We start from the raw sequence: 14,078 nt of genomic DNA, 5'->3' as shown, positions 1-14,078 counted from the left end.
AAGCAGGCGGGATTTAAGTGTTGCTATCAAACCTTAGGTTTAAGGCCAAATATTCTGATAATTAGGAAAATTTACGCTTGCGCAATGAAACACCCATGCCTAACAACCCAACACCCAACAACGCCAAGGTTTCGGGTTCGGGCACCGATTGAAAGGTCACATTGCCATGAGCGGCATTGACCGCCGTAATTATGTTACCACTAGCATCTGTTCCATAAGTGGTTCCATTGGCGGTATTATTAAACGAATTAAACGCAAGACTATAGAAAGGATTTGGGCTGGAAAAATACAGGCTACCCGTATTGCCTGTGCAGGCCGAGTTCGTTTTCGATCCGCCAAGACCATCTTGAGCTGTACCAACGCCGTTGCAAACCTCAAAAGACGTAAGCGCGTTCAGGGCGGCGCCACCGCTATTTAATACAGCGGTCCCATTAACCAATTCCCCTGTGCCGAGCACTACTTCGGTCCCGGCAACATAGGTGTGCGTAGCTTCCGTACCGGTTCCGGCGGCGCTTGCGTTCGTGAACATGTCTCCGGCCGTCCCATTCAGCGAATTACCGTACACGGTAAAATTTAATGTATCAAGGGTGTAATTAGTGCCGTTCCACGTATTCGTCAGATTGAAGGTGAGAAAGAGATTATAGGTGCCAAGGACTCCGATTGCGGCAACGGGTGCGTTAGTCAAATCTATCTCACTGAAGTTAAGCCAGCCGCTCGCAGATGACGATGTTAAGATAGTAGTAGTCGAATTAAAGTGTATTAGTTCTGACGAGGTGCCTAGAAATGCATCTCCTGTAACTAAGTTCGAGGCCCCTCCGTCAACTGCGCTCGTATCGACTGTAAATGTAGGGACAGCCACGGCTTGAGAGGTGGCACCCATGGCAAGCGCGATTCCCGCAACGCCGATTAGTAATTTCTTGTGTAGTGTAAACATTATTTGTTTCTCCTTTTATGTTAATGTTGATCTTTACCGAAGTGTAAGGTAATTTGCTTTGTCGTCCACGCATCACCTGATGAATTATGTGGTTGCCTTTAATACTAAGCAGATATCATGCCACTTTTAATAAAGTATTAAAAACAATATATTGAGAATTTATAGAAAGTTCATCGTTGGCAATGTGTAAAACATTTCGACACTATGTAGGTTCATCCTTATAATCCTGTGTCTACATAGTCGCTCGCTTCACGGCGACCCGTCACCACCAATGACGGCTTCGCAAATCCTATTCTGAACAACATCAATGGAATCGCCCCACCTAGGCTGGACTTCCAGCCTTCCGCCAGATCGTACTGCAACTTTGCAGGTATACCCTCCGCTCGTGCTCCATCCAAGGCATAAAGCGCCGAGGCGGGCATGGGCTGCAGGACGCGACCTTGACTGGTTGCAGCCAGCCAGAGGCGCTGGAATGACCGCCCGGCGTCAAACACGGACTGATTGTCGGTATTTTTTACAGTCAGCAATCCTAGGTGGGGCGCTAGCCGACAAGGCAGGTCGCATGCGCGCCAGCCCAGCATGTGGTGCGCCCCCAACAGATTGGCTAGGCGCATGATAGGCCAGTGGCGCAGCAGGGCGAAGAAGGCGCGTAACGGCGGTTCCACACCCAAAGCGCCAGGTGGCAGACCTTCCGAGCAGGCTCTGTGCCAACCCACGTCGAAACGGATGGCGGAGAACAGTTCTTCGTGCAGGATGCGGTTATGGAAGCGCTCGGTTTCCGCCTGCCGCATGAGGCGGAGGGCTTGTCTACGCCGAATTGGTTCATCCAGCCAGACTAGTTGGCAGGCGGGGTAGGTACGTGCAGCATCCAGTTCACTTCGCTCTGCGTCAGTCATCCTGGGCCCGCGAAAGTGCACGCGACGGTTGGTGTGGCGTAGAGGGATGCACGGCCATAGGGGATCGACTTCCGCCTGGTCCGCTTTCAAACGGATTTGCATGATGAGATCGGGCTGTGTCGGGTCGGGCGATAGAACCGTTTCCGTACCTATGCCAAAGCGGCTGGCGGCAATTGTAAGGTTTTCCGACACGGCTCCTAGTGACAGTAACGCGAGCACTTGTTTGTAGCCCCCTTGTGGGGGGAGTTCGGCCTGGGTGTAGTAGACTCGGATGGTGTTATCAACAAATTGGAATCGGATTCGATGATGGTTGTCCGCCGAGGGCGCCAGGATGGCGCTCTCTAGGACGAAGTTGAGTTGCTCCTGATCGAGTTTCAAGTCAGGCCAACCCCAGATGATGGCTGGCGATGGCGATGGCCAGGCGATTTAGAGGATTGCGGTTGCCACCCGGCCGCCAAGTATGCGCCAGCCTGTTGCGGTAGCCGTCGAACTGGATGCCGTGGGGTGCCGCCCATACCTTGCCTCGATTGAGCAATATCTTGAGGGCTTCGCTGGCGGCAACGCCGGCACAGAGCTGGCAGGCCATGATGGTGGAGGGGCCGCGACGTTCCTTGAGATTGACGCGAGTCTTGTCCGCCAGGTAATGCCGATGCAGCAGGGTGGGGGCGAGGCCAACCAGGAAGCGCACGGCTTTCTCCAACTCGGGTCGTCCAGCCACTTGGAAGTAGTCTTCAAAGCTCATGCCGCCGGGTATGAAGTTGAGCAGGGCAGCGCCCATGCCTAGCGGGGCGACAGTTACCGCAGGGATGTTGTGTTGGGCGCAATGCGCGAAAACCTGCTCGCGCGCATCGAAAGCGAAGAAATCGAGACCGTCAATATAGAGGTCTACATCCTGAAAGAAAGCCTGAAGGTTGGCCTCGTTCACGCCTTGTGGATAGATTGCCAAGTTGCATTCCGGGTTGATATCCCGCGCCATTTCAGCTAGAACTTCTACCTTTGGGCGATCTATGGTAGACATGCCTGCCCCGGCCTGCCGGTTAAAGTTGGCAAGTTCAAATGTGTCGAGATCGGCGATGTTAAATTTTTCGACACCAAGGCGTGCCAGCGTTAAAAGATGGAAACCGCCCACGCCACCCATGCCGGCAATGGCGATCCTTTTATTGCGCAATATCTCTTGCTCACCGGTGGTTACCCAGCCGATATTGCGCGAGAATGCTTCGTGATAGGAAAAACCGTCTGCCATTAATGTCAATCCGATAGTTTAGTAAAATGAAGGCAGGGTTGTGAAGGGGCGCTGAGAACAGCTCGACAAAACAACGCGGCTATTTTTAAAACTCAAATTGGTTAACTATAGCATTAGTTGATCTGAATTAGCCGCTTGACTATTCCACATTTCTATTCAGCTACCTAACTCGAACCTAAAATGCTACTGGTCAAAAGCCTGAACCATAACGACTGGTTTTGCCCAATTTAAACTGACCTACAAGCTGAACAGCATGCCGTTTAGCTATTGATCCGGCACCGTTTATCCAAGAAGTCGTTCGCATTGAGCTTGTCGAAATGTGAATGGCTTCTTATGCTTCGACAAGCTCAGCACGAACGGCAGTCAAGTTCAATTCGTGCCGGATCAATAGTTGACCCTGGAAAACCTTTTTGTCTTTCGCCACGTCTTCGGTAAAGCCGATTACGTCAAGTTCAGGATTGATATCCCTCGCTTACTCCCATGCCGATTATCGCCACCCGTTTTTGGCGCAATTAATTCTGCTCTTGCTGTATTACCCAGCTAAAATTGCGGAACTTACCCATACTGAATATGCTCATAACAACTAGGTGGGGCCAAATCCATCTCTTAATAAGCGTTGGGTGATCCCGAGTTCATCTGTGCTGGAAAAGAAGTAAGGGTAAATCGATTTAGTGTTTTTGGTATCTGGCCCGAGACCGCCATATTTTTGTATCTGTTCGGACATATATGACCCTGTCAGCCTCATTAGCACTGCTGGGGCATTAACGCGAGGACAGATTCTCTCTGGGCCAAATCGTTTAAAACCCATCATGCGCTCATAAAAAACCACATGCCTTGGGTTGACCTCAATTAAAGTATCAGTGCAATGATGAATATTTCTTGCATAAATATAGGCAACATGAAATAGCGCTGGCATTACCCTTTTGGATTTGAGGTCCAAGTCGATTGCTAAGCGTGTGATGTCGCAAATTTTTCTACCCTGACTACGCAGGAGTTCTACCTCAGGATGATAAAGCTCATCGGCTGTTAAGCCTTGAGGGGGGGAGTCGAGACCCAAAGTGAGCGTACCCACTACAGTATCTTTATAGTCAGTCACCAAGGTGATCTTGTTGGGATCTTTGGCATCCGTGTCATAGCCACGCCAAGCATACATCTTCTTAATCAGCAGACTGGCGGCTTCACGTATACCTTGCGAATTTGCTAATCGAATTTGAAATTGTTGCTGAGCGAAGGGAATCTCTTTAATAGTATCGGGTTTTAACTTGGGGATTGAAATATCCTGCAATCGGTGCGGAGATGGGAACGTAATGATGGCTTGATCATTCTGATCCTCGGAATCTAGCTGAGTAGTCATTGGCAGACAACCTCACAAGTTATGTTATTTAAATTAAAAGTTATCATAATTAATTACATATAAGCCAAAAATTTCTTCAATAATGTGTTAAATAATTTGTTTGTAAGGCATTATTAAATCAATATCGGTCAATATAAAATATTATTTAACTTTATATTGTCTCCATATGGAGACAATATAAAGTTTTGATTCCATTAGTAAAATATTAAAACAATATATAAGTGTCTCTAAATTAAGACACTTATATAAATTTAGTGGGGTATTCACCTGAATGCGGGAAATATTATCATGCATTTAACTTTTTGATAAACAAATGAAAGTTCACGGTTTATTATTGCTTGGATAATGACATGTAATTGGCGTGTGTTGTAATTTATTGTAATTTATAAGAGTTTATTTATTTTTCGTCAAAATCACAATATTGACGTGGACACCCCACTTAATTTATAGAACAAATATTAGACTTCAGTATTCGTTCTTTAGATCCAAATTCAAAATAGAGATTTCTCTCTATAGTCCTTACCTTACAGCAGGAATTTGATAATCCTTGTTTTCAGATTCGTTCATGGCATAAAACTTGCTTTATGTTTGTAAGTTGCATATAGCTTGGACATGTACCGAACAAATATTTCAATGTTGCAGCAAAGTAACTTAATAATTTTCAGATAGAAAATAGCCTATTCTGTCGTTTATAAAATGTTTTTAACAAGGCGGAATGTATTAAGTTCAATCTTGCTTTGCTATATTTCAACTTGTCAGGGGAGGAACCGAGAAAATGATAAACAGCTATGAAGTTGTACTGGCTGATACTGAAGAAAGTAAAAATATTCACTACAATCTACGATATCAAATCTTTTGTCTGGAAAAAGGATTTGAGGAGGCGGGCAGATTTAAGAATGAAATGGAAAAAGATATTTATGACGACAAAGCTATTCACTTTCTCGTTAATAGCAATAACCGCTGGATAGGCACTTTCCGTCTTGTGGTCGATCAATTTGGAAGTTTACCCTTTCAAAAAGTCACGGCTTTTGACTCTCCACAATTCCTTCCACATAATCTCCAAACCGCCGAATTTTCCAGACTAGGCATCCTTCGTCCTTTTCAGAAGTTAAGAAATGGCCAGCCGCCGAAAGAATCTTCCGAGAACGAATCCGAGATCATGCTGAAGATGTTGCATGCGGCCCGCGAGTACTGTTGCGCAAACGGAATCGGCTATGTCATTTGTTTGTGTCGCCGCTCTATCGCCCGTGTCCTGAACCAGTTTGGAATTCAAGCCCGATCAATTGGCCCCGCGATAATTCACCATGGGCCCAGAATGCCTTTTGCCTTAAATCTGGCTGATAGCCATGCTTTCGACTCCATTGTAAATTCATGCTTAACAGCTGGAAGAGCTTACTCAGTTTATTCTGAAATATACTCCAATGAAGCGTTGCTAGCACTTGCAGCATAGTAATCAGCTGCCTTTGGTAGGGGTCAGACTCAATATAATTACAGCAGAAAGGTATAGACAACCATTCAAAATTGATCTTAAGATATTAATGCCGTCGATCAGTGTGACGATGTCTCTTCGATAGATTATTTTTTTCAGGGGAACAGGGGAATTGGTAAATCATTAAAGTTGTTTTAGCAAGGCTCGCGCTTCCTCAATCTGGGGAAAGGTTTTTCCAGTGGCCAGCAACTGCTCCAACTCTTTACGCGCCTTGGCCTTGTCTCCAGATTTAACCAACCCCAGCACGAAATGGTAACGGATACTTGCTGCTTCCGGCGCCACGCTGGCGGCCTTTTGCAAAAGCGGCAGGCCGCGCGTTGTGTTGCCCTGCTCCACCAGCATCCAACCCAAGGTATCAAGTATCGCGGGATTATCCGGTGCCAGTTGATTGGCCTTCTCGGCATATTCCAAGGCGCGAGGATCTTTTTCTTGCTGATAGAGCCAGGCTAGATTGTTCAGCGCTGGAATGTTTTTTGAATTCTGTTGTAACACAAATTGATATTGTTCGATGGCAGCTTTGTTCTGCTTGTCGGCGAGATAAATTCCTGCCTGATACATTCGGGTGGATTCATCGGTAGGGTGTTCTTTTAGCCATTGAGACAGACGGGTGTCCGCTACCTTACCTTTACCGGCCTGACCTAGGGAAGCGTGCAATTTCACCATGAGCGCACCATTCTTGCTGATAGTGAATGCCTGCTCATAGGCCTTCACCGCTAGATCTGGTTTTTTTTGAGCCATCAGCAGATTACCCTCCAGCTCATAGCCTACGGGTGATTTCCCGTTTTTTTTCTGAATCTGCCGGGCAATTGTGAGAGCTTGCTCATAATTTCCTTTGTCGGCCTCCAAAGAAGCTAGAGCCAATTGCGCCTCCAGATAATCTGGTTGCAATGAGAGTGCTTTTTTGAGGGCGTCTGATGCTGCTGGTTGGTTCTGCATTGACATGTAAACGGCGGCAATAAGGAATTGGGCCGGTGCCGAGTCCGGTTTCATGGCGGCAAGTCTGTTATAGGTTGCCAAAGCGGCTGGCTTATCACCGTTGGCGAATTGGGCTTGTCCCAGAGTATTTAAAACATCTGGATTGCTGGAGTTGGAGCCTTGAAGTTTTTGGGCGAGGGTGAGTGCTTTTTGTTTATCACCTATGCGTAGATAATGAGCTGCCAGCAGCATGGCTGGTTGTAATGCATCTGGGTTTTCCTTGCTGGCCGTCTCCAGCCAAGTGGTGGCTTCCTTGATCTGCCCTTGGGAGGTCGCAAGACCGGCTAGTGCAGTCATGATTTGAGAATTTTTCTTATCTTTATCTAGGATAGCCTCAAGGCGTTTTTTGGCTACTTCTGGTTTTTTGTCCTGTAGATCAAGTTGTGTAAGGCTTATTACAGCAGGGAAATTGGTGGGTTGAATGGAAAGAGCCTTATCAAAGCTCGCGCGTGCGGCAGCGCTATCTTTTTTGCCCAGATAGGCAGCACCTTTGAGGTTGTGAGCTAAGGGGTTGTCAGGCTGCTCTTTTTCAAAAGCTTTCGCTGTTGCGAGTGCTTTATCGTACTCCTTAAGGCGAAGGTGCGTCATCACCAGTAAGACGCCTGCCTTGGGTGATTTAGTGTCCAATGCTGCTGCTGTTTCCATTTCGGCTACTGCGCGGTCGTTCTCACCTAGCGCCAGTTTGCTTAAGCCTAGAGCGGTGTGAAGTTCTGCCGCTTTTGGAGCAAGTGCACTGGCCTTTGCAAAATATTCCGTCGCTTTTGTGTAGTCTCCGGCCTGCATATATGATTCACCTGCGAGAGCAAACAGTTGGAGATCATCCTGTTGTGCGACTTTAAGCACTGGCGACAACATATCGATTGCGTCTTTTGTCCGGCGGCTTTTCAATAACGTGGATACCATTAATTTACGAGCGTAGAGATTACTTGGATCCTTCTCCAAGTATTTTTTAATGTGTTGTTCGGCTTGCGGTAATGATCCAAGCGCTAATTGCACGGCTCCTGCCAGCAGAATGCTAGGCATATGCTCCGGTGCTGCACTCAAAACCTTCTGCAGAGATTCCAATGCTGCAGCATGTTTGCCTTGGCGAAAATCAAGTAGAGCTTGCGCATAGATTATAGTTAGATTGTTCGGCGATGTTTTGCGTGCCGCGTCAATATCTGCTTTGGCTACATCGAATTTCCCTGTACCAATTTCCAGGAAGGCTTTGTTGATATGTGCTGAGTTATTGTCCGGCTGTAATTTTAAAACTTGGTCATAAGCGGCAAGAGCGAGCTCGATTTTTCCTTGGGCACGCAGAAGATCGCCTTTAAAAAGCAAAACGTCCGTATTTTGTGGGTTTTTGATTACAGCTTGCTCGGAGAAACGTGTTGCGGCATCAATGTTTTTCTCCATAATTGAATGTCTGGCTAGCCCGATGAGTGCGTCTGGGAAATCCGGCTTATCCTTTAAGGCTTGTTCAAAGGATTCTTTTGCTTCCTGGCCTTTGCCTAAGGCTAGGTAAGCATTACCGCGTGAGATTGATATTTCAGCAGATTCTTTTTCCCCTGGGATCTGCTTTATTTCATCCAGAACTATCTGGAATTTCCCTTGCATGAGTAAGGCACTACTCAAGTCAGGAAATACTTTGGCGGGGCTCATGCCCAAGCTCAATGCCTTACGGAGTTCCTTCTCGGCTGATTGGGAATCTCCTGTTTTATTGTAAATGGTGCCCAAAAGATAACGAGCTTCGACATCATCTGGGTTCTTCTGTAACGCATTTTTTAGTTGGATGATGGCTGCCTTGTTGTCGCCCTTCTGCTGATATTGTTTGGCTTCAGTAACTAGTGTCTCAGAGGTCTGCGTTTTGCCGCAGGCGGTAACGCCACCTATGAACAGGATCGTTCCAAAAATTATAATAACGGTGATTTTTTTCCTGTTTATGTTTGGCATAACTTTCGTTCCTTTTGATCTCATTTTGGCTTAAATTGATAAAACAGCAACGCTATTAATGTGGGAGCAACGTGCAAAAATTCTTACAAGGTCTTAAATTTTAATGGTTCTATTATGGTGGGTAATCAACTTTCAATCTTTCGCAGAAGAAAAAATCTGTTCGTCCTGAGTCTGTCGAAGGATGAGCGGATTTCTAGCAGATTATTTTTATTGTTTATCTGGTACTTATTTAAGTGTTACCACTACGAACTACGAGCCATATCCAGAGACAAATTACTTTTTTCTAGAGTCTCCAGACGTTAAGGCCGGCTGCACGCAACGCGGCCTGATCAAAATGAGATTTTACATCTATAAAACAGCCATTTGAAACAATTTTTGTTTGAAAGTCGGTAAGAGGTCTGGCAAGAAATTCACGGTGTGAAACTGCGGCAATGAGTGCATCTGCGCGTGGCAAGTTTTCCCAAGTTTTAAGTTCCAAGCCATACTCGTGAAGAGCGTCTTTGACGGTTGCTACAGGATCATGGATATGTACTTCTACACCGTAGGACCGAAGTTCGTGAATGATGTCCACGACCTTCGAATTCCTCAGGTCAGGACAATTTTCCTTGAACGTCAATCCGAGTATGTTCACTTTTGAGCCTTTTACATTGAGGCCGGCCCGGATCATTTCCTTCACTGTTTTTTCCGCAATAAATTTGGCCATTCCATCATTTATTCGGCGTCCGGCCAGTATCACTTGGGGATGATAGCCAATCATATCTGCTTTGTGGGTAAGATAGTAAGGATCTACGCCAATGCAGTGTCCACCGACTAAGCCAGGACGGAATGGAAGAAAATTCCATTTAGTGCCGGCGGCTTGTAATACCTGCAGTGTGTCAATTTCAAGCTTGTCAAAAATGATGGCCAATTCATTAATTAATGCAATATTCAGGTCACGTTGGGTATTTTCGATCACTTTTGCTGCTTCTGCGACCTTAATGCTGGATGCTCTGTGCACACCGGCACTGATGATGGTTTCGTAAAGCTTTGCTACTTTCTCCAAAGTATTTGTATCATCCCCTGATACAATTTTTACAATGGAAGTGAGAGTACGTTCTTTATCGCCGGGATTGATTCTTTCTGGAGAATACCCAATGTGGAAATCTTTTTTCCATTCCATACCGGAGTTCTTTTCCAGAACCGGGATGCATATTTCCTCAGTAGCTCCAGGGTAAACGGTGGATTCATAGATAATGATTGCGCCGCGTTTCATATTCTTCCCAACTGTTTCGCTGGCGCCAACAAGAGGGGAAAAATCGGGTTGATGGGCACTATCTACGGGTGTTGGAACTGCGATTACAATATAGTCGGCAAGAGATAACTCGGATGGGTCGGAGCTGACGGTAAGATGGATGGCCGCTTGCAGGTTTTCGGTTGACAACTCTCCAGTAGGATCAATATACCGTTTGTAGCTTTCGATTTTGGTGGCGGAGAGATCGAACCCGATAGTTCGCTGTTTTTTTCCAAACTCTACAGCCAGAGGTAAACCTACATAGCCAAGCCCAACTACGGCAACAATGCCCATACTAAACTCACTTTGCTATTATCATAATTTTTTGAATCTAGCAGATATGCTGAAAAGCTTCAATCTTATTCTCACAATTATCGGCTTATCAACATCCCTAATGTTCTTGCTATAAAAGTCGATATGATGTGAGCGTGGTTTAAAATATCAGCAAATTTTTGGAGTAAATTTAATGTTGTTTAGAATTTCCAATCACTATGTCTCCAAAATAGTGTCCATTCTGCTTTTTGTTGAAACTCTTGTTTTCATGGCCTCGGTTTATCTTGGGGCGACTATTCGGTTCTTTGATAGTAACTTTCCATATTTCGTCAAGATGGAGAATTTTTTCCTGACGGCATGTGCATTTGCATTAGTGATGGTTTTCAGTATGAGTGCTTTTGGCATGTATAAACACAATTACAGAGAGGATATGAGAAATACCTTTCTCCGACTCATGCCTTCTTTTGCCTTGGGATTCGGCATCATAACTTTGGCATTTTATATAGTGCCAGATATTTATATTGGTCGCGGTATTTTAGGTATCGTAATTGTTATTGCTGTTTTTTTGATTTTATTGGTGAGGACTATTTTTTATCAATTATTCAAGTTGAAGTATTTGGAGTCACGAATTATTTTTATAGGGTGCGGTACTCTGGCAAAGGAATGCGGTGAGCTGGCCATGCATAATATTAGCTACCATAAATATAATATCGTTGGCTTTGTTCAGTTGCCAGGGGAAGCAAGCTGTATTCTACCGTCTACTATTTTACCGACTGGAAATTCTTTAATAAGTTTGACAAACAAATATAACGCGAATGAGGTCATTGTCGCGGTAAATAATCGGCGAGGGGAAAGTTTCCCCATTCAGGAGTTATTGGTATGTAAATTAAATGGAATTAAAGTGACCGATGCAGCGTCTTTTTTTGAGCGTGAAGCATGCCAGATCAGGGTGGATTCTCTTCAACCAAGTTGGTTAGTTTTCGGTGGCGGGTTTGATCAGAGTTTCCTACGATCTTTTATTAAAAGAATTTTTGATTTATTCGCCAGCACTATTATTTTGATTGTTTCGTTTCCGGTGATATTGATTACGGCGCTGTGCATTTATTTTGAAGATCGAACCCCTATCTTTTATCAACAAGAACGAGTTGGTATGGATGGCCATACTTTTATGGTGCTGAAGTTTCGTAGTATGCGAAATGATGCTGAGAAAGGAATGCAGCCTCAATGGGCGGCTGCAAATGACACCCGTACGACGAAAGTAGGACGTATCATTCGCAAACTGAGAATCGACGAACTCCCGCAAATTCTAAACGTTTTTAAAGGAGAAATGAGTTTCGTTGGGCCACGCCCGGAAAGACCTTTTTTTGTAAAGCAGCTTTGTGAAGAAGTTCCTTATTATAACGTGAGGCATAGTATTAAACCGGGGATAACCGGCTTAGCTCAAGTACGCTATCAGTATGGGGCCTCAGTTGAGGACTCTATCCAGAAGCTCCAATATGACTTGTACTATGTGAAAAACAATAGTTTATTCCTGGATGTACTTATATTGATCGATACGTTCCAGGTCGTTATATTGGGTAAGGGTAGCAGATAACCCAATGGAACAACCTTAATGTTGACAAGCATCACTGCATATAGCTATGGCATAGCCGCTATAGCTTTTTTTACGCTAACCCTTCTATTGTTGACCAGTTGGCGTGCCCGTATTTTCGGGACAGCGCTGACGGTTGCCTGCGTGCTGACCATGTTTTGGGCAGCATCGATTGCTTACCAGGCAGTCAGCGGAATTTCCTTGCCGCTATTAACGGATATTTTGGAAATTCTACGAAATGCAGGGTGGTCAATCTTTCTGTTAATGTTACTGGGGCCTTTCCAACAAACAAATTCCTTACCTCCTTTCAAATTTAAATTAAAACCCTATGTGGTTGGTGTCGTAGCGTTTTATTGTTTACTCTTACTTGTGAGCATTTATACCTATTGGAAACTTGAATCTCCGCAAGGAAAGACAGGTTTTATGACGGGCATCGTTGGCCGTGTGGTAATTGCGGTTATGGGCATGCTCTTGGTGGAACAGCTTTACCGAAATACCCCGGCTAAAGGACGATGGGGAATAAAATTTGCCTGTTTTGGAATCGGGGGGATGTTTGCCTATGATTTTTATTTATATAGCGATGCTATGTTGTTCAGGCAAGTTAATATGGAAATCTGGACTGCCAGAGGAGCAGTCAATGCCCTGATTGTTCCTCTAGTTGCTGTGTCGGCAGCACGTAACCCTCAGTGGTCATTAGGTATCTCAGTATCGCGACGTATTTTGTTTCATTCTGCAACACTGCTAGGCACTGCTCTGTATTTATTAGCTATGTCAGCTGCTGGCTATTACCTGCGTTTTTTCGGGGGAAGCTGGGGAGCCGTCATGCAAGTGACTTTTTTGTTCGGAGCGGTGGCTTTGCTCGTTGGCATACTATTCTCGGGAGCTTTTCGTTCATGGCTTAAGGTATTCATCAGTAAGCATTTTTATAATTATAATTATGATTATCGTGAGGAATGGTTAGGCTTTACGCGTACGCTTTCTGAACACGGCCATGGACTGGGCGAACGTACCATCCAAGCGATAGCAGCACTCGTGGAAAGTCCAGGGGGTGTATTGTTCATAAGTCGGGAATCAGGCAATTGCGAGCCTGTGGCTCATTGGAATATAAGTTTGCCGAATGAATCTGAGTCTGCAAGTGGTTCTCTTTGTCAGTTTCTGGAAAACAAGCAGTGGGTGATAGATCTGCAGGAATATGATTCAAATCCTGAAAAATATGGTGCAATTTTTATTCCTCAATGGTTACGAGTTTTCCCTAAAGGTTGGCTGATAGTTCCCCTAATTCTGCTGGGAAAGTTGTTTGGTTTTATGGTATTGACGCAGCCCAGAAGTAGAATTAAGTTAAATTGGGAAGTGATTGATTTACTCAAAATTGCGGGTAGTCAAGCTGCGAGTTATCTTGCCCAACAGGAATCGACTAACGCTCTCATGATTGCACGTCAGTTTGAATCGTTCAATCGTATGTCGACTTTTATAGTCCATGACCTGAAAAATTTAGTTTCCCAGTTGTCGTTATTACTTTCCAATGTCGAAAAGCATAAGAATAATCCAGAATTTCAGAAAGATATGCTTGATACGCTGGATTACTCTGTTCAGAAAATGAAGCTGCTTCTGCATAGATTGAGCAGAGGTTCTTCCATTGAGCATCCGGCCCCGCTTTTTATTGACAAATTATTACGGCAGACATTGACGTTAAAATCTGTATTTGAGCCTAAGCCCGAGCTTGAAATATTAGATCCTGACCTGATGGTGGTAGCTAATTGGGATCGCCTTGAGAGAGTGATTGGCCACATTATTCAGAATGCTGTTGAAGCCACACCTAAGGATGGCAAAGTAACAATCTGTATTTCGAAGCAGGAGGCTTTGGTGGTGGTCGAAATCAAAGATACCGGTCAAGGCATGAGCAAAGAGTTCATTCGTGAACGACTATTCAAGCCATTTGAGTCTACAAAATCGGCAGGTATGGGAATTGGTATGTTTGAGAGTCGTGAATATATCCATGAACTGGGTGGTCAGATTGAAGTCTCCAGTTGTCAAAATACCGGCACGATTTTCCGAGTGATTTTACCTTTTCATATGCATGTCGATGATGTTAAGAACGCCGTGTCACGGCAGGAATAATTC

At 44.9% G+C, this 14,078-nt stretch carries 9 protein-coding genes; 3 read left to right on the top strand and 6 right to left on the bottom strand.

The features are described from left to right. Nucleotides 1-61: 61 nt before the first annotated feature. The 4 genes from pepA to MKZ32_RS10650 all read right to left on the bottom strand — a co-directional run bounded on the left by pepA (nucleotide 62) and on the right by MKZ32_RS10650 (nucleotide 4,427). Entirely contained in the window at nucleotides 62-934 is an 873-nt protein-coding gene (pepA, locus tag MKZ32_RS10665; protein ID WP_239797250.1) for a flocculation-associated PEP-CTERM protein PepA, read from the bottom strand. A gap of 218 nt (nucleotides 935-1,152) precedes the next feature. After that, nucleotides 1,153-2,208, bottom strand: a complete 1,056-nt coding sequence (locus tag MKZ32_RS10660) for a hypothetical protein (RefSeq protein ID WP_239797249.1) — start codon at nucleotides 2,206-2,208, stop codon at nucleotides 1,153-1,155. A gap of 1 nt (nucleotide 2,209) precedes the next feature. Then, entirely contained in the window at nucleotides 2,210-3,073 is an 864-nt protein-coding gene (locus MKZ32_RS10655; RefSeq protein WP_239797248.1) for a ThiF family adenylyltransferase, read from the bottom strand. Nucleotides 3,074-3,656: 583 nt separating this feature from the next. Next, the gene (locus MKZ32_RS10650) at nucleotides 3,657-4,427 is read right to left on the bottom strand and encodes an N-acyl amino acid synthase FeeM domain-containing protein (protein WP_239797247.1); all 771 of its coding nucleotides are present in this window, start codon (nucleotides 4,425-4,427) and stop codon (nucleotides 3,657-3,659) included. Nucleotides 4,428-5,202: 775 nt separating this feature from the next. On the opposite strand from MKZ32_RS10650, the gene MKZ32_RS10645 reads away from it, so the two are divergent. After that, a complete protein-coding gene (locus tag MKZ32_RS10645) occupies nucleotides 5,203-5,877 on the top strand; it encodes a PEP-CTERM/exosortase system-associated acyltransferase (protein WP_239797246.1) in 675 nt (224 codons plus the stop codon). 162 nt (nucleotides 5,878-6,039) lie between these two features. Here the strand turns inward: MKZ32_RS10645 and prsT are convergent, their stop codons facing one another. Then, nucleotides 6,040-8,823, bottom strand: coding sequence for an XrtA/PEP-CTERM system TPR-repeat protein PrsT (gene prsT / locus MKZ32_RS10640; protein WP_239797245.1), 2,784 nt, complete (start codon nucleotides 8,821-8,823; stop codon nucleotides 6,040-6,042). Nucleotides 8,824-9,106: 283 nt separating this feature from the next. Then, entirely contained in the window at nucleotides 9,107-10,387 is a 1,281-nt protein-coding gene (locus MKZ32_RS10635; RefSeq protein ID WP_239797244.1) for a nucleotide sugar dehydrogenase, read from the bottom strand. 211 nt (nucleotides 10,388-10,598) lie between these two features. Between MKZ32_RS10635 and MKZ32_RS10630 the strand changes: the two genes are divergently transcribed. Together MKZ32_RS10630 and prsK are read left to right on the top strand one after the other, a co-directional pair. Next, entirely contained in the window at nucleotides 10,599-11,960 is a 1,362-nt protein-coding gene (locus MKZ32_RS10630; protein ID WP_239797243.1) for a TIGR03013 family XrtA/PEP-CTERM system glycosyltransferase, read from the top strand. An 18-nt stretch (nucleotides 11,961-11,978) separates the two neighbouring features. Then, a complete protein-coding gene (gene prsK, locus MKZ32_RS10625) occupies nucleotides 11,979-14,075 on the top strand; it encodes an XrtA/PEP-CTERM system histidine kinase PrsK (protein WP_239797242.1) in 2,097 nt (698 codons plus the stop codon). Nucleotides 14,076-14,078 lie beyond the last annotated feature (3 nt).

The organism is Candidatus Nitrotoga arctica (assembly GCF_918378365.1).
GTDB lineage: Bacteria > Pseudomonadota > Gammaproteobacteria > Burkholderiales > Gallionellaceae > Nitrotoga > Nitrotoga arctica.
Note: the sequence above shows the minus strand (reverse complement) of the source record. Positions and strands in the feature narration are given on the sequence as shown.